The 16,277-nt window shown below is 62.1% G+C and carries 14 protein-coding genes; 5 read left to right on the forward strand and 9 right to left on the reverse strand.

Features of this window, described 5'->3' with window-relative positions:
* Nucleotides 1–185: 185 nt before the first annotated feature.
* Both EPO09_RS16525 and EPO09_RS16530 read left to right on the forward strand, forming a co-directional pair.
* Nucleotides 186–1,070, forward strand: coding sequence for a metal-dependent hydrolase (locus tag EPO09_RS16525; RefSeq protein WP_290644579.1), 885 nt, complete (start codon nucleotides 186–188; stop codon nucleotides 1,068–1,070).
* 149 nt (nucleotides 1,071–1,219) lie between these two features.
* Nucleotides 1,220–2,146, forward strand: a complete 927-nt coding sequence (locus tag EPO09_RS16530) for an SMP-30/gluconolactonase/LRE family protein (RefSeq protein WP_290644581.1) — start codon at nucleotides 1,220–1,222, stop codon at nucleotides 2,144–2,146.
* Between the two features lies 1 nt (nucleotide 2,147).
* On the opposite strand, the gene EPO09_RS16535 is transcribed toward EPO09_RS16530, so the two are convergent.
* The 7 genes from EPO09_RS16535 to EPO09_RS16565 form a co-directional block, all read right to left on the reverse strand.
* Nucleotides 2,148–2,396, reverse strand: coding sequence for a DUF1488 family protein (locus tag EPO09_RS16535; RefSeq protein ID WP_290644583.1), 249 nt, complete (start codon nucleotides 2,394–2,396; stop codon nucleotides 2,148–2,150).
* Nucleotides 2,397–2,579: 183 nt separating this feature from the next.
* Entirely contained in the window at nucleotides 2,580–3,812 is a 1,233-nt protein-coding gene (locus tag EPO09_RS16540; RefSeq protein ID WP_290644585.1) for a diguanylate cyclase, read from the reverse strand.
* 181 nt (nucleotides 3,813–3,993) lie between these two features.
* Nucleotides 3,994–4,878, reverse strand: coding sequence for a 3-keto-5-aminohexanoate cleavage protein (locus EPO09_RS16545; protein WP_290644587.1), 885 nt, complete (start codon nucleotides 4,876–4,878; stop codon nucleotides 3,994–3,996).
* 2 nt (nucleotides 4,879–4,880) lie between these two features.
* Nucleotides 4,881–6,899 (reverse strand): acetyl/propionyl/methylcrotonyl-CoA carboxylase subunit alpha, encoded by a 2,019-nt coding sequence (locus tag EPO09_RS16550; protein ID WP_290644589.1) that lies wholly within the window; start codon nucleotides 6,897–6,899, stop codon nucleotides 4,881–4,883.
* A gap of 41 nt (nucleotides 6,900–6,940) precedes the next feature.
* Entirely contained in the window at nucleotides 6,941–7,774 is an 834-nt protein-coding gene (locus EPO09_RS16555) for an enoyl-CoA hydratase/isomerase family protein (RefSeq protein WP_290644591.1), read from the reverse strand.
* Between the two features lie 19 nt (nucleotides 7,775–7,793).
* The gene (locus EPO09_RS16560) at nucleotides 7,794–8,951 is read right to left on the reverse strand and encodes an acyl-CoA dehydrogenase family protein (protein ID WP_290644593.1); all 1,158 of its coding nucleotides are present in this window, start codon (nucleotides 8,949–8,951) and stop codon (nucleotides 7,794–7,796) included.
* Nucleotides 8,952–9,044: 93 nt separating this feature from the next.
* Complete coding sequence (locus EPO09_RS16565; protein WP_290644595.1) at nucleotides 9,045–10,661, reverse strand: acyl-CoA carboxylase subunit beta; 1,617 nt, start codon at nucleotides 10,659–10,661, stop codon at nucleotides 9,045–9,047.
* Nucleotides 10,662–10,856: 195 nt separating this feature from the next.
* On the opposite strand from EPO09_RS16565, the gene EPO09_RS16570 reads away from it, so the two are divergent.
* Both EPO09_RS16570 and EPO09_RS16575 read left to right on the forward strand, forming a co-directional pair.
* Entirely contained in the window at nucleotides 10,857–11,360 is a 504-nt protein-coding gene (locus EPO09_RS16570; protein ID WP_290644597.1) for a MerR family DNA-binding transcriptional regulator, read from the forward strand.
* 195 nt (nucleotides 11,361–11,555) lie between these two features.
* Complete coding sequence (locus EPO09_RS16575) at nucleotides 11,556–13,391, forward strand: bifunctional diguanylate cyclase/phosphodiesterase (protein ID WP_290644599.1); 1,836 nt, start codon at nucleotides 11,556–11,558, stop codon at nucleotides 13,389–13,391.
* Between the two features lie 28 nt (nucleotides 13,392–13,419).
* On the opposite strand, the gene EPO09_RS16580 is transcribed toward EPO09_RS16575, so the two are convergent.
* Nucleotides 13,420–14,178, reverse strand: coding sequence for a TetR/AcrR family transcriptional regulator (locus EPO09_RS16580; protein ID WP_290644601.1), 759 nt, complete (start codon nucleotides 14,176–14,178; stop codon nucleotides 13,420–13,422).
* Between the two features lie 95 nt (nucleotides 14,179–14,273).
* Here EPO09_RS16580 and EPO09_RS16585 point away from each other — a divergent pair, with 95 nt between their 5' ends.
* Nucleotides 14,274–15,833, forward strand: coding sequence for a methyl-accepting chemotaxis protein (locus tag EPO09_RS16585; protein WP_290644603.1), 1,560 nt, complete (start codon nucleotides 14,274–14,276; stop codon nucleotides 15,831–15,833).
* Between the two features lie 18 nt (nucleotides 15,834–15,851).
* On the opposite strand, the gene EPO09_RS16590 is transcribed toward EPO09_RS16585, so the two are convergent.
* Nucleotides 15,852–16,277, reverse strand: a 426-nt coding sequence (locus EPO09_RS16590) for a GGDEF domain-containing protein (RefSeq protein WP_290644605.1), incomplete at its 5' end; no start/stop codon positions are given.

Genomic DNA, 16,277 nt, shown 5'->3' on the forward strand with positions numbered 1-16,277 from the left:
TCTTGTTGCAAAGCGCTTCCCATGGGCTCAGCATACCAGCGGCGCCACCAGTGTGAGGGCCCGAAGGGCGGCGGGAGTGTCTCGACGTGTTGTGGCCATGCTTCTGTCGGACCGGGCACAGCTTTGGCTGCCCCGATCAAGCCGGCCTGTGTGCAATCCACCTCTGGCAACCGAGGAGACAAGACATGAGCCACGAGACACACATCCGCCCGATCAAGCCCCGCGAGAAGCTGGATTTCCAACTCGGTAGTGGCATTCCCCGGTTCTGGAATGGCGGCGACGCGTTCAAAACACGTTTCTTTGATGCGATGTCGCTGACGTTTCCCATCGGAGAGCGTTACTTCATCAGCACGGTGAGGGCATATCGCGACCAGATCGCCGATCCCCACCTGCTGCAAGAGGTCAAAGACTTCACGCGCCAGGAGGCCCAGCACGGCATGGTGCACACGGAGTTCAACGCCATGCTCGAAAAGCAGGGCCTGAACGTGGCCTGGACGCAGCGCTTCCTGGATCGCAAGTTCAAGTTCCAACTGGCCAGGTGGTCCAAGGCGTTCAACCTGTCTTACACGGCAGCGGCTGAGCACATGACCGCCATGATGTGCACGACCTTCATGGAGCGCGCAGACATCATCGAGCCGTTCGATCACCGCATGCGTGCGGTCTACACCTGGCACTCGATCGAGGAGGTTGAGCACAAGGCGGTGTGCTTTGACGTGTTGACCAAGGTGGCCAAGGCGGGCTACTTCACCCGCATTGCCGGGCTGATCTACTTCAGCATCGAGTACCCCATCGGCAACTGGTACATGGTCAACCGGATGCTCAAGGACGATGGCTTCAGTTTGCTGCAGCGCGCGAAGATGCTGCTCAAGGGCGCGTGGTGGTTGTACAAGCCCGGAGGCGTGTTCCTGCCTGCCTTGGGGTACTACCTCTCCTACTTCAAGCCTGGCTTTCATCCATGGCAGCACACTGAAATGGGGCGATACCAGGATTGGTTGACCGCGTTCGAGCATACAGGCGACCCCGTCGAAGCATCAGAAGCGTTCACTGCAAAGGTATTGGCAGGCGCTTGAGCTTGAGCACGGGGCGTGTGCCTGGATGATACGCATTCAACCACCCCCGTAATAACCCTGTCGTCAATCTCCCGGCGACTCTTTAGTATGAAGTGATTCTCATATCACTTTAATGGTGCGCATGACACCACATACCGAGGAGACACACCATGTTGGGATTGAAAGTGGCACAGGCCAGATCGGCCACCTTGTGGGCTGCCCGCGTGCTGGCGCTGGCAGTTTGGGTGAGCGCTGCGCAGGCCTCAGACCCGGGCATGCCTGATTGCGCTGACGTGGGTGCTTTGCGCGTGCTCGACGACAATCAGGGCGCGATCGAATCGTTGGCCTTTTTGCCCTCGGGCAGGCTGGTTTTCGGCAACAACTTCAGCGGCAAGGTTCAGCGCAAGGATTCGCCGTCGTCAGGGCCCGTGGTGGTCGCCGAAGGTTTGACCTGGCCAGGCGGCATCGTGGTCAACACTGAGCACGAGATCATGATCGGGACGGGTAACGGCCTGGGTGGGCTCGTACCTTCACTGGGCCTGGCGGGCGTTGCCCGTGTGAACCTGGATACCGGTGTGGTCACGCCGGTGATCAAGGGGCTGTCGATGGCCAACGGGCTGGTGCGTTCGGCCGAGGGCACCTACTACGCCTCGGATGACCTGGGCAAGAGCCTGGACAGGGTCTTGCCAGACGGCACGGTGCAGCGCAAGTGGCTGGCACAGAACAGCAATGGCCTGGCGTTGAGCAAGGACGGGCGCACCTTGTACGTCAACCAGTTCTTGCCGGCCGGCATCAAGGCTGTCAACCTGGCCGATGGGCAGGTACGTGATCACGCCAAGGTGCCGTCGCAGCGCAGCCTGGCCGGCCTGGATGGCTTGACGATCGACGAGCACGGCAACCTCTATGTGGTGGCCTACTTCAGCGGTGAAATTTGGCGTGCCACACCGCAAGGCAGTTTGTGCCGATTGGTGTCGGGCTTGAGCTTGCCCAGTGCCGTTGCCGTGGGCCAGGCAGGGCAGGGCTTTCAGGCAGACAGCCTCTACATCGTCAGCCACAGTGGGAGCTTGATGGAACTGCCAGGTGCGGTTCCGCGCTGACTCAGAAGTCGTACTTGGAGATGAGGATGGGTTCGGGGCAGGCCTTGGCGAGCTTGTCCTGGACCACGGCCTCAATGGCCTGGGCATGTGCGTGATAGGCCTCGACCCAATCTTGCTGGCTGTGGCCTGCGGCGAAGCGGGTTTCCAGCGCTTCGCGGGTGATGATGGCGCGGACCAGTCGGCGACCAATGGGCATGCGCACGATCACGGAGTCGTGACCGGCATAAACGGGGGGGCGAACGTCGTTCATCTGCTGGCTCCTTACTGCGGGCTGGATGCACGCTGGTTGATGAGGCTGCAGTGTTGAAGCCTGGCGCCTGAGCGAGCGTAAGGAGATGCTTCTCGGACTTCAAATGGTTGCGGTTTCCCGTTGAAGCCCTGGCAGAGGCTGTGTAAACAGGCGAAGACTTGCGTGTTGTTGCAAGCGTAAAGATCAGGCTGCGCGTTCGGTCATGGCATGGGGATGGCCTATTGCAAAGCCATGGCGGCCTTGATGCTTGGCCTCGTACAAAGCCTTGTCAGCCGCCTCCATCAGATCTTGTTTGCGCAGCAGATCGTGCGGCGTGCAGCACGCCACGCCCACGCTGATGGTGACCCAGGCTGCCGTGCTGGATGCCTGATGGGGAATGGCCGCGTCGTCCACCATTCGAACCAGCATGCGAGCCAACTCGATAGCGCCATCCAGTTTCGTGTCCGGCAGCAGGACGATGAACTCTTCGCCACCAAAACGCGCCACCACGTCAGCAGGTCGCTGTGCCACCTGGGCGATCACGCGAGCGATTTCCTGCAGGCATTGATCACCTGTCGGGTGCCCGTAGTGATCATTGAATTGCTTGAAGTGGTCCACGTCGATCATCAGCATGGACAGTGAATTGCGATTGCGACGAGCCCGATCCCATTCGGATTTCAGTGTGTCTTCGAGGTGTCGGCGGTTGTAGAGGCCGGTGAGGCTGTCGCGGCTGACCTGTGCGGCCAGTTCGCCAGCAAGCCGGTTCACTTCCAGCTTCTCGATATGCAGCAGCCTGGCCTGGAGAAAGGCCACGCGGTCGCGGTCTTCCCGGATGAAGCTGACGAACAGGCAGACGCAGGCAGCAAGCAGGTATTGACCGAGAAACAGCAAGGTGAATTCGGTAGAGGTGTGTGACCACGGTGCCAGCAGGAAAGCGCTCAGGCCAATCACCATGCCTTTGAACGACGAGAACAGGGATTGCTGGAGCGCCAGCGTGCCCACCAGCAGCACGATCAGCGTCATGTAGATCTGGTTGTGGGCCAACTGCGCGCTGTGAAATCGAAAGGTCGATGCCACCTTGACCGCGATGATGAAGCCGAACATCCAGGGGATCCAGCGGCCGGTATTGCCTCGCCAAGGGGCTCGTCTGGCCATGATCAGGCCGATCAGACCTGCGCCCACGGCCAGGCATTCTGTTAAGGCATAGGTGTGCAGATCCGGGCCGGCCAGATGTTGGCGGAAAAAGATCAGCCCGAACCCCAGGCAACCCAGGAAGGCCAGAAGGAGCAGCGGCGACCACAGATCGACCAGCCTGTTGAAGTCCGCATCGCGCTGCGATTGGTAGTGCGCAGCCAGGTTCGGCGCGATCTGCACGAAGCGGGAGCGATGCCGCAGCGAGCGCTCGATCTCAAGTTTGGTTGAGATCTCAGAATTCATGTCTCACCCCGCACGATGCGTGTTCTTGCTTGTTCCACATCGTGGCAACACCTACCCGTTCGGGTGAAGGGGGGAATCCCTGTTGAGGGCGTGGCGTTTGACTAAATAGCTGAGGGCCGGCCAACAAAAAAGGACAGGCGATGTGTTCGCCTGTCCTTGGTATGGCCGAAGACCGAGAAGATCAGGCCTTGACGCCGTGCTCCGATGCTGCCTTCAAACCCAGCATCTGACGGGCCTCTGCGGGCGATGCCACCTCTCGGCCGGCGCGGCGTGCGCATTGCGCCAGGGCTTCGATCAACTGGCCATTGCCGGTGGTGCGTTCGCCGCCGGGCAGGTAGAAGGTGTCTTCCACGCCGGTGCGCAGCATGCCGCCCAGTTCGGCCGTGGCCTGGTGCACGGCCCAGATCTCTTCGCGGCCAATCAGCGTGGTCTGCCAGGTGGTGCCTGGCTTGCGGTACTTCACGAGCAGTTTGAGCAGGTCAGCGTCAACCGGCATGCCCGAGGCCACGCCCATCACGAAGTTGTACTCGAGATAGTCGGCCATGCCGGCCTTCTGGTACATCTCGACCGAGCGCACGATGCCCACGTCGAAGCATTCGAACTCAGGGCGGGTGCCCACTTCGTTCATCACATCGATCATGGCCTTGACCTTGTCGACCTGGTTGTCGAACAGCATGGGCGGCCATGCCCATTGGCCGTCGGCTTTGATCTTGAGGTAGTTCAGGCTGCCGGCATTGCAGGCGGCGATCTCGGGGCGAACAGCGCGGATGCAGGCCGATGGGCCGGAGATGTCCGGGCCAACCACGCCGGTGGTCAGGTTGATGATGACACCAGGGCAGGCAGCGCGGATGGCCGTGTCGATTTCGGAGGCGACAGCCGGATCCCAGCTGGGGAAGCGGCCCATGCCGGGTTCCTGGCGGCGCAGGTGCACGTGCATGATGGCCGCGCCTGCATTGAAGGCTTCGCGCGCGGCGGCAGCCATCTGGGCAGCCGTGACTGGCACGGGATGTTGAGCGGGGTCGGTGAGCACGCCGGTGAGGGCGCAGGTCAGAATGGCCTTGTCCATGATCAGGATTCCTTCGCAGAGGTGAGTTCGATGTCGATCAGCAGGGTCTTGGCCTGCACCTGTTCGCCCGTTTGTGCATAAACGGCCTTGATCACGCCCGGGGCTTGGGCGGACAGCCACATTTCCATCTTCATGGCCTCGATGCTCAGCAGGGGCTGGCCTTCGGTGACCACATCGCCTGTCTTGACGAGAACCTGGGCCACGGTGCCGGCCACAGGTGCCAGTGCGCGACTGGGGTCCACGGCATTGCCGGCATCCGGCCAGGCCGAGACTTCGCTGAACACGAACACGGCCGCGTCCTGCACGAGGTGCAGTTCTTCCCCGCACCACACGGCGATCACGCGGCGCTGCACGCCATCGAGTTCGTAGCGCAGCACGCCGCCTCGCGCGCCATCGCCTTGTTGATCGGCACCATGGCTGATCAGGCGCATCGCGTGCGGCACTTCCTTGACCGAGGGGCTCACATCGAAGCGGCCTTGGCGATGGCCTTGCACACGCAGCGTGCGCTTGGTGGCATCACATTGCAGGGGCACGTCGAAACCGGTGACGCTGTCTGCGCGCAGGGCTGGCGCCGTGATGCCGGCATCCTGTCCTTGCTGGCGGGCGGCGAACACGGCGGCAGCCACCAGCCAGGCTTCATCGGGCGCAACAGGGCGCTGCAGGATGGGCTCGTTGTCGAGTTGCCATTGGTCGATGAGCGTGGTGGTCATCGTGCCGGCGCGGAAGCGCTCGTGGTCAACCAGATCACGCAGGAAGCGGGCGTTGTGCTTGAGGCCCAGCAAGGGGGCATCGTCCAGCGTGGCGATCAGGCGGCGGATGGCGTCGTCGCGGTCGCGGCCGTGCACGATGAGCTTGGCCACCATGGGGTCGTAATGCGGGGTGACGGTGCCACCCTCCACGATGCCATCGTCAATGCGCACGCCATCGAACAAGGCCAGGGCCGGGCGCCACCAGTTGATCTGGCCGGTCTGCGGAGCAAAGCCAGCGTAGGGGTCTTCGGTGTACAGGCGCGCTTCAATGGCGTGGCCACTGAGCGTGATCTGATCCTGCTTGAGCGGCAGGGGCTGGCCTGCGGCCACGCGCAATTGCCACTCCACCAGGTCGAGGCCCGAGATCATTTCGGTGACCGGGTGTTCCACCTGCAGACGGGTGTTCATCTCCAGGAAGTAGTAGTTCAGGTCCTGGTCGACGATGTATTCGATGGTGCCGGCGCCGCAGTAGTTGATGGCCTTGGCGGCCAGCACCGCATCGCGGCCCATGGCTTCGCGCATGGCAGGGCTCACCACGGGCGAGGGTGACTCTTCAATCACCTTCTGACGGCGGCGCTGCGCGGTACAGTCGCGTTCGCCGATGTAGACGGCGTTGCCATGGCTGTCGGCGAAAACCTGGATCTCGATGTGACGGCCATCAAGCACCAGGCGCTCCAGCATCAGCGTGCCGTCGCCAAAGGCGCTTTGCGCTTCGCGGCGGGCGCTGACGATGGCTTGTGCCAGCTCATCGGCCTGGTGCACCAGACGCATGCCACGGCCACCGCCGCCACTCACGGCCTTGACCAGCAGCGGGAAGCCCAGGCGCTTGCCTTCGGCGATCAGGGTTTCGTCGTTCTGGTCTGCGCCGAGGTAGCCCGGTGCCGTAGGCACGCCAGCCTTGATCATTTCCTTCTTGGCGCCGGCCTTGTCACCCATCACGCGGATGGCTTCAGGCGATGGGCCGATGAAGATCACGCCCGCATCGGCACACGCTTGTGCGAAGCCAGCGTTCTCCGACAGGAAACCGTAGCCAGGGTGGATGGCGTTGGCGCCGGTCTTGCGGCAGGCCTCCAGCAAGGCCTCGACCTTGAGGTAGGACTCTGCAGCGGGTGCGGCGCCGATGCAGACCGCTTCGTCAGCCAGGCTGACATGCGGCGCTTGTGCATCGGCTTCGCTGAACACGGCCACGGTGCGGTAGCCGAGCTTGCGTGCGGTGCGGATCACTCTGCATGCAATCTCGCCACGGTTGGCGATGAGAATTTTCTTGATCATATTGATGTCAACTCAAGCGCTTTGAAAAGGCGTGGTCGGTTTCAGGCAATCCAATTGGGTTTGCGCTTTTGCATAAAGGCACTTGTGCCTTCCTGGCCCTCATCGCTCAGCACGGCTTGCGCGAACAGCTCGGCCGCATCGTCGATCAGCACTTCAGGTGTGCTCAGGCGTGCACGTGCCAGCAGGCCCTTGGTGGTGCCGATCGCTTGAGGGCCGCATGCCATGATGCTGGCGATGGTGTTGTGCAAGGCGTCATTGAGCGCATCCACACTGCCATGCACCTCGTGCACCAGGCGGATGGTCAGCGCTTCCTGGGCGTTGACCTTGGCACCCGTGACAGACAGGCGCTTGGCCTCTGCATAGCCCAGGCGCTCCACCAGGAAGGGCGCGATCTGCGCGGGGATGATGCCCAGCGAGGTTTCGGGCAGGCGGAAGCTCACGTTGTCCAGCGCCAGGGTCACATCCGACACACAAGCCAGGCCGAAGCCACCACCCATCACCGTGCCTTCCAGCACCGTAACTACAGGAAGCGCGGTGCGCGCAAACGCCAGGCACAGGCGCCCGAATTGCGCATTGACTTGGGCCACCGGGCTGGGGCCCGCCACCTTCACGCCGGTCTTGGCTTCTTCTGCTTGTTGCACAGCCAGCTTCATGCGGGCCTGGGCCATGTCGCTGATGTCGCCGCCAGCGCAGAAGTGCCCGCCCGCGCCGCGCAGCACGATGACGCGCACGCCGGCGTCTTCTTCGGCCTGACGCAGCGTGGTCAACAGTTCGTTGATCATGGCCAGGGACATGGCGTTGCGCACTTCAGGCCGGTTGAGCGTGATGGTGCAGATGCCTTTGTCCTGCTGGACCTGGATGGTGGAGGTGGTCATCGTGAGGCGCCTGGTTTGATTACTTGCGGGCCTTCTTGGGCAGCGTGCCTTCGAACTTGCAGATGATGCCCAGCATGATTTCATCGGCACCGCCGCCGATCGAGACCAGACGGCCGTCACGGTAGGCTTGCGAGATGGGGTTGTCATACGTGAAGCCCATGCCGCCCCAGTACTGCAGGCAGCTGTCGGCCACTTCGCGGATGAGGCGGCCGCACTTGAGCTTGGCCATCGAGGCCATGCGGGTCACGTCCTTGCCTTGCACATACTCTTCCACGGCGCGGTAGACCAGCGAGCGCAGCAGTTCGACTTCGGTGCGCAGCTCGGCCAGACGGAAGTGGATGACCTGGTTGTTGATCAGCGGCGTGCCGAAGGTGTGGCGTTCCTTGCAGTACTCAATGGTCAGGTCGATCAGCTTGTCGAGCATCTTCAGGGAGTTGGCTGCACCGTACAGGCGCTCTTCCTGGAACTGGATCATCTGCATCATGAAGCCGGCGCCTTCTGCACCGACCAGGTTGCGACGAGGCACGCGCACGTTGTCAAAGAAGATCTGTGCGGTGTCCGACGAGTTCATGCCGATCTTCTTGATCTTCTGCGTGGTGATGCCCTTGGCATCCATCGGCACGATGATCATGGACTTGTTGCTGTGGACCGGGCCTTCGGAAGTGTTGGCCAACAGGCAGCACCAGTCGGCTTGCGTGGCGTTCGTGATCCACATCTTGGAGCCGTTGATCACGTAGTCATCGCCTTCAATGCGGGCCGAGGTCTTCAGTGCGGCCACGTCGGAGCCGCCACCGGTTTCGGACACGCCGATGCAACCCACCATGTCGCCGGCGATCGCAGGGGCGAGGTATTCACGCTTGAGTTCATCGGAGCCGAAGCGGTGCAGGGCAGGGGTGCACATGTCGGTCTGCACGCCGATGGCCATGGGCACACCGCCGCATGGGATGGCGCCCAGCTCTTCGGCCACGACCATGGAGTAGGAGAAGTCCAGACCCAGGCCACCGTAGGCGGTGTCGTACTTGACACCCAGCAGGCCCAGGTTGCCCATCTTCTTGAACACTTCATGGGCCGGGAAAGTTTCGGCGGCTTCCCATTCCTTGACGTAAGGATTGATCTCGGCTTCGCAGAAGCGCTTGACGGTTTCGGCGATTTGACGGTGTTCGGCTGTGAATTGCATGGTGGTCTCCTCGGGGCTCTCTGTGTCGCCTGGCGTGGCGGCGACTGTCTGGGTGGTGTGGGGAAAGAACGAGCGGGTGGCTATAGGCGGGGCTTACAGACGGGCCACGCCGAAGGTGTTGGGGCGCAGCTGGCGCTTGTCGGCTTGCATGGCCATGTCCAGGCACATGGCCAGCACACGGCGGGTGTCACGCGGGTCGATGATCCCGTCGTCCCACAGGCGGGCGGTGCCGAACAGCACATTGGATTCGGCGTCCAGGCGCTTGCGGATCTCGGCGCTCATGCCTTCGAGCATCGCGTCGTTCACAGGCATGCCGGCGCGTTCCATCTTGCCGCGCGTGACGATCTCCATCACCTTGGCGGCCTGCGCGCCACCCATCACCGCGGTGCGGGCAGAAGGCCAGCTGAAGATGAAGCGTGGGTCGAAGCCTCGGCCGCACATGCCGTAGTTGCCGGCGCCAAACGAACCATTCAAAGTGATGGTGAACTTGGGCACGCGTGCATTGGCCACGGCCTGGATCATCTTGGAGCCGTGCTTGATGGCACCGCCATGTTCAGCAGCCGAGCCCACCATGTAGCCGGTCGTGTTCTGCAGGAAGACCAGCGGGGTGCCGCTTTGATCGCACAGCTGGATGAATTGCGCAGCCTTGGTCGAGCCTTGTGGCTGGATGGGACCGTTGTTGCCCAGGATGCCGACCAGATGGCCGTTGATACGGGCGTGACCGCACAAGGTCTCCGGCGCGTAGTTGGCCTTGAACTCGAGGAAGTCGGAGCCATCAATGATGCGGGCGATGACCTCGCGCGTGTCGAACGGTTCGCGGTCGTCGGCGGGTACGCAACCCAGCAGTTCTTCTTCGCTGAACAAGGGCGCGATCACCGGCTTCTTGCCACTGGCCTCGACCTCATCCCATTGCAGCTTGTCGATCAGCTCGCGGCACATGGCGATGGCGTGTGCGTCGTTGTCGCTCAAGTACTCGCCCAGGCCGGTGACGCTGGCGTGCATCTCGGCGCCGCCCAGGTCTTCGTCGGTGGCGTCTTCGCCGATGGCTGCTTTCACCAGGGGTGGGCCAGCCAGGTAGATGCTGGAGCGGCCCTTGACCAGGATCACGTAGTCAGACAGGCCGGGCAGGTAGGCGCCGCCCGCTGTGGACGAGCCATGCACCACGGCGATCTGCGGGATGCCCATGGCCGACAGGCGCGCCTGGTTGGCGAAGCTCTTGCCGCCATCCACGAAGATCTCGGCCTGGTACATCAGGTTGGCGCCGCCGGATTCGACCAGGCAGATCAGGGGCAGCTTGTTTTCGCGGGCGATGTCCTGGGCGCGCAGGCCCTTTTTGAGGCCCATCGGTGAAATCGTGCCGCCTTTGAGGGCGCTGTCGCTGGCGGTGACCAGGCAGCGCTTGCCAGCCACGTTGCCAATGCCGATGATGGTGCCGCCGCCCAGCACGCTCTTCTTGCCATCGTCGTCATGCATGCCCAGGCCGGCCAGGGTGCTGATTTCGAGGAAGGGCGAATCGCGGTCGAGCAGGCGGGCCACGCGTTCACGCGGCAGCAACTGGCCGCGCTTTTCGAACTTGTCGCGCTTGGATTCGGAACCATCGCGCGCCAGCTTTTCAAGGGCGCGCACCTGTTCCAGGCGCTCGGTCATGCGCGCCACGGCGGCGCGGTAGGACTCGGATTTGGTGTTGAGGGCGGTGCGCAGAGCGGGCATCTTGGTTCGGATCCTTGGCAAGGAAGGCTCTAAGGCCACTGCCTGCACTGTAATCTTGCTTGACGTTAACGTCAACTGAATGATGCATGGGTGAATCCCCTATGACAAACGTCACCGTTCGGCGATAATCACGTCATCGGGCAGTCACGTGTCGTGCACTGCACCTCCTTTTCACTTTTGTTATCTGGTGCCTCCGTGGTTGCTCAACTGAAAGCCAAAACCGACGATCAATTGATGGATGAGTTCGGCGATGAGGTCGGGTCTGTGCCGTCCTGGGCTTTCGAGGCCGACGAGGACGAGCACGCGGCAGATGCGCTGATGGGCATCGCCGAGGTGTGCGAGCGCTACAAGGTCTCGCCCCGCGCCCTGCGCTTCTACGAAACCAAGGGCCTGCTGGCGCCGCGCCGCATCAACGGCACGCGCGTCTACAGCAAGCTCGACAGGGCGCGCCTCAAGCGCATCCTGCGCGCCAAATCGCTGGGCTCGCCGCTGTCCGAGATCAAGCACTATCTGGATATGTACGGCCAGCACGGTGAGGGCCGCATCCAGCAGCTCAACTACGTGATCGAGAAAACCGGCAAGGCCATTGCCGAGCTGGAGGCCAAGCGCGCCCAGATCGACGCTTCGCTGGCCGAGCTGCGCATGATCAACGAGCGCAGCCGCAAGACGCTGGAAGGCAAGCGCCCGTCTGACAAGTAAGGCAGCGAAGTCGCTGGTTTTCGGTGGGTGAATCCTTGCCGGAGATGCGACTTATTTGGCAGCTTGTTTGGCGCATCAACGGCTCAATCTTTGGCCGGAAGTTGCCGATAAGCTCGCATGGCTTCAGGTCCTCAACAAACATCTCAGGTTCCGGTGCAAACTGCCCCGTCCAGCGAAGTGACGTGGCAAACACCCATGCGCGTGGTTTTGGCGGCAGCGCTGGTGTTGTGCATGGCGGTATTTTTCCTTCGCTGGTACGAGGCGCGCTCTCGAGCGGAGGGCGATGGACAGGCGGCGCTGGCGCTCATCGAGCAGCAGCCACCGAGCGTCAATGTGCAGGCGCCCGCCTCACTGGCGGCTGCCATGAAGCCCAGAGAGTCTGTGCTTTCGCTCAGTCATTGCATTGGTGCGCAGTGCGTCACCATGTACGCCCCCTCCCCGGTCGCTGCTTGCGACTACGCCGCCAGCTTCCAGCCGCAATGCGTGAGCGTGCGCTCGAAGGTGAACATCGGCTACACAGTGATGGTTCGCTTCGACTTGTTGCCTGTGCTCCTGGCCGCCGGCATGGATCTGGCTGTGAGTGGCGGGGTGTTCGGCCTCGTGCTGCTGCTGTGGTACCTGCATGTGCAAAAGGCGCAGGTCAAGGGCAAGGCTGCCGTGGCCCAGCAGGTCAAGCTGGGCGCGGAGCGCGATCCTTTGACGGGCGTGCTCAACCGGGTGGCCTTCGAAGCTGCGCTCAAGCGCCATAACGAGTCCACCAAGCAAGTCTCCAAAGGTACCGATGGTTGCCTGATGTACTTCGACCTGGATCGCTTCAAGCTCATCAACGACACGCACGGCCACATCGCCGGTGACGTGGTGCTCAAGACCGTGGCACAACGCCTGAAGTACACCCTCGGTGACGTGATGATCGGCCGGCTGGGCGGCGACGAATTTGCCGTGCTGCTGGTGGACATCGGTGCACGCGACAAGATCGAGCAATTGGGCAAGGTGCTGATCGAGCAGGTCTCCAAGCCCATCCAGATCGACAAGGTTTCCGACTATGTGGGCCTGAGCATTGGCGCCTACATGCTCAAGCGTGGCGAGCTGAGCGTGGGGGACATGCTGCACCGCGCCGACCTGGCCATGTACGAGGCCAAGCGCACGGGCCGTGGCCGACTGGTGTTCTATGAAGAATCCATGGAGAACGCCTCGCGCGGCCAGGCAGAGGTTCAGGGTGACCTCAAGAAGGCGCTGGAAGAGCGGCAGTTGTTCATGGTCTATCAACCCGAGTTCGATGCGCATGACGGCATCCGGGGCATGGAAGCCCTGGTGCGTTGGCGTCATCCCACCCGGGGCCTGATGGCACCCGAGGAGTTCATCCCGGTCGCCGAAAAGAACGGCCTGATCGTGCCCTTGGGCAAGATGATTCTGGACATGGTTTGTTCTGACCTCGTGGCCATGCGCAACGAGCGCATCCAGTTGCCCTACGTGAGCGTGAACATCTCTCTGCGTGAACTGTCGTCGCCCACGTTTGTGGACGATGTGCTGGCGACCTTGAAAAAGCGTGACCTGAAGCCTTCGGATATCGAGTTCGAGATCACCGAAAGCACGGCCATGGTCGGTCAGGCCGGCAAGGAAAGTGTGATCCTCAAGCGCTTGTCTGAACTGGGTTTCCGTCTGGCCATCGACGACTTTGGCTCTGGTTATTCTTCGATTGCGCGTCTGCTGGATCTCAAGGTCCAGAAGCTCAAGATCGACCGCGTGTTCGTGTCGGCCATCGGCAAACCTGGCTTTGATTCGTCATTGCTGGAGTTGATGATCTCGCTGGCCAAGCGCCTGGGCGTCAAGAGCGTGGCGGAAGGCGTTGAAACGCCCGAGCAGGCTGCCTGGCTGCGTGAAGCTGGTTGCCTGATGATGCAAGGCTTCCTGTATGCCAAGCCCATGAACCAGGCCCAGTTGATCAACTGGATGAAGCTGCAGGAAGGCGACCACGATTTTGATGGCGGGGTGTGGGAGGCCACGCAAACCGTCGAAACGGCCGCGACCTGATGGTCGATGATCAAGGGCTGCTCAGCCCTTAGCACTTGAGGCAGTTCTCCACTGATGTGGCGATCTGCTCGACGGCTTGTATACGCAGTGCCGTCAAATCCTGCCAGGGATAGCGTGTGTTGATGAGCCGGGCGTGCAGATAACCCGTACTCAGTGCATAGCGCAGATCGCTGGCCAGGCGTGCACGCGCTGGATCACCACCGATCTCTTGCGCCACCGCTTTGCTCAGGTTTTGCGCCATCATCAGTACCTCCTGATAGATCGGTGCTTCTGTCCAACGTGATTCCACCGATTCAACGTAGGCCTGCTCGGTCATGAAGATCAGGCGGTAGTAGTCCGGCCGCGCTTCGTAGTAGGCCAGGAAGACATTGATCGCGGCGCGCAGTTTTTGCCGGAAGTTCAAGTCTGGGTTGGCAAGCGCAGCGTTGATGAGCCCGTTGAGCTCGGTGATCGCGAACTCCCATAAGCCGCGCAGCAGCCCCGCCTTGTTGGGGAAGTAGCGGTACAGCGCCATGGCAGATACACCGACTTCTGCGGCCACCGCGCGCATCGTTACCCCGTGCAGCCCCTGAGCCTGAAACAGGCGCATGGCTGCATCCAGCGTGGCGCGCCGCAGCGCCTCTTGATCTTCGACGTTGCCGCGTCTCACGCGGCTACTCGCGTTGCCGATTCGGCTGCGATTTATGAGTTTGCCTGCCATGCGATCGATCATAAAACTTACGCGTATGTTTATGTGTATGTTTACAAGTAAATTAAGCGTGAAAAGCAGCGCATTGTCTTTTTTCATCAGCGTCCGGGAATCCCGATACTGAATGCATCACGTTCGCGCCAGGTTTGGCCTGTCATGCCGTTCGTGCCACTCAGTTTCACGAAAGGTCCGACATGAACATCCCTTTGCTCAGGCAGTTTTCGGTGCGCGGCAAGCTGGCGCTGGCGTTTTCGGTGGTGCTGGTGCTCATGGCCAGCACGGCCTTGAGTTCAGCCATTGGCGGCGCCACCATCCATGGCAAGACACGCACCTTGATCGACATCCGCCTGGCAGGTGTCCGCGACAGCCTGCTGATGGCCGAGTCCGCCACCCGCATGCGCACACGTGATTACCGGGTGGCCATCACGGCGCCTCAAGATCTGCCTGCGGCCACCGCACGGTTGGTCAAGAGCAAGGAGGAATTCGAGAAATTTCGCCAAAGCTATGCCAACTCGATTGCCGACGACCATGAGCGGGCTTTGTACGACCAGGCCATGCGTGACTGGGCCGATTACGTGAAGGTATCTGACGAGGGTGTGTTGATTGCGCAGTCAGGCGACATGGCGCGCACGCAGCACTGGGTGAGCACGCAGGGCCTCAAGAGCTTTGACAAGTTGGCCGCGTCGCTCAAGGAGGTTGCGGCCTACAACGATCGCATGGCGCAGGCCGATGGTGAAGATGTGGGCGCCCTGTATCGGCGCGGCATGATCGTGTCGGCCGTGCTGGTCGTGGGGGCCATGGGCCTGGCGGTGCTGCTGGCTTGGGTCATCACGGCCTCGATCGTCACGCCGTTGGAAGAGGCTGTAGATCTGGCCAGTCAAGTGTCGCGTGGCAAGCTGACCATGCAGATCGATGCGCACGGCCAAGACGAAGTCTCTCGCTTGCAGCGGGCGCTGGGTGAGATGGTCGCGCATCTGCGCAATGTGGTCAGCGAGGTGCGCGATGGCGTGGAGTCGGTCAGCACGGCATCCGCCCAGATCGCCACGGGCAATGCCGACTTGAGTCAACGCACCGAGGAGCAGGCCTCCAATCTGCAGCAAACAGCCGCCTCCATGGAGCAGTTGACCTCGATCGTCAGTCAGAACGCGGCAGCGGCCTCCAAGGCCAATGACGTGGCGGCGCGCGCGGCCGATGTAGCCCGCCATGGCGGCAAGGTGGTCAGCGAGGTGGTGGGCACCATGAGCGAGATATCGAGCAGTTCGCGCAAGATCTACGACATCATCGGCGTGATCGACAGCATTGCGTTCCAGACCAATATCCTGGCGCTCAATGCGGCTGTGGAGGCGGCGCGGGCCGGGGAGCAAGGCCGAGGCTTTGCCGTGGTGGCCGCCGAGGTGCGCACGCTGGCGCAACGCAGTGCACAGGCAGCCAAGGAGATCAAGCAGTTGATAGGCTGCAGTGTGGACAAGGTCGAGCAGGGGGCCGTGCAGGTTGCCCAGGCGGGCCAGACCATGGAGGACATCGTGGCAGAGGTGCGACGGGTCGAAGAACTGATGTCTCAGATCAGCCTGGCCAGCCAGGAACAGTCAACCGGCATCTCTCAAGTGGGGCAGGCCGTGGCCCAACTCGATCAGGTCACTCAGCAAAATGCCGCATTGGTGGAAGAAGCCGCGGCTGCCGCCGACAGCATGAAGCACCAGGCCGCACGGCTGGCTGATGTGGTGCGGGTCTTCGAGGTTGAAGCAGCGGCCTGAGCGCGTGTCAGACGGGCATCAGCGGATGCCCACGAACATCTTCCAGCGCTTCTCGTTTTGCTTCTTGGCCTGGTACAGCGCCTGATCGGCTTGCACGAGCAGCATGGGCACCGATTCAACGCGGTCTGAATAGGCGGCCATGCCAATCGAGATGCCCACGCCGATCTCGTCGCCCGTGGACAGCGTGATCGGGGCTGACACGGCCTTCACGATGCGCTTGGCCAGTACCTGCGCCGAGTCTTTGGCGCCATGGCGCATGACCACGCCGAACTCGTCGCCGCCAAAGCGCGAGAGCACGTCGCCCAGTCGCACCTGCTGATTGAGGCGGCGTGCGACTTCGCACAGCACCTCTTCGCCAGCCGCGTGGCCAAAGCCATCGTTCACATCGCGAAAGCCATCCAGATCCATGCTGAGCACGGTGAAGGGCTCGCCCGTGCGCATGGC

This window comes from Aquabacterium sp. (assembly GCF_004297345.1).
Taxonomy (GTDB): Bacteria; Pseudomonadota; Gammaproteobacteria; order Burkholderiales; family Burkholderiaceae_C; genus Aquabacterium.

Coding starts and splice junctions, on each gene's coding strand:
- EPO09_RS16525 (WP_290644579.1), top strand. CDS start 186: ATGAGCCACGAGACACACATCCGCCCGATCAAGCCCCGCGAGAAGCTG.
- EPO09_RS16530 (WP_290644581.1), top strand. CDS start 1,220: ATGTTGGGATTGAAAGTGGCACAGGCCAGATCGGCCACCTTGTGGGCT.
- EPO09_RS16535 (WP_290644583.1), bottom strand. CDS start 2,396: ATGAACGACGTTCGCCCCCCCGTTTATGCCGGTCACGACTCCGTGATC.
- EPO09_RS16540 (WP_290644585.1), bottom strand. CDS start 3,812: ATGAATTCTGAGATCTCAACCAAACTTGAGATCGAGCGCTCGCTGCGG.
- EPO09_RS16545 (WP_290644587.1), bottom strand. CDS start 4,878: ATGGACAAGGCCATTCTGACCTGCGCCCTCACCGGCGTGCTCACCGAC.
- EPO09_RS16550 (WP_290644589.1), bottom strand. CDS start 6,899: ATGATCAAGAAAATTCTCATCGCCAACCGTGGCGAGATTGCATGCAGA.
- EPO09_RS16555 (WP_290644591.1), bottom strand. CDS start 7,774: ATGACCACCTCCACCATCCAGGTCCAGCAGGACAAAGGCATCTGCACC.
- EPO09_RS16560 (WP_290644593.1), bottom strand. CDS start 8,951: ATGCAATTCACAGCCGAACACCGTCAAATCGCCGAAACCGTCAAGCGC.
- EPO09_RS16565 (WP_290644595.1), bottom strand. CDS start 10,661: ATGCCCGCTCTGCGCACCGCCCTCAACACCAAATCCGAGTCCTACCGC.
- EPO09_RS16575 (WP_290644599.1), top strand. CDS start 11,556: ATGCGCGTGGTTTTGGCGGCAGCGCTGGTGTTGTGCATGGCGGTATTT.
- EPO09_RS16580 (WP_290644601.1), bottom strand. CDS start 14,178: ATGAAAAAAGACAATGCGCTGCTTTTCACGCTTAATTTACTTGTAAAC.
- EPO09_RS16585 (WP_290644603.1), top strand. CDS start 14,274: ATGAACATCCCTTTGCTCAGGCAGTTTTCGGTGCGCGGCAAGCTGGCG.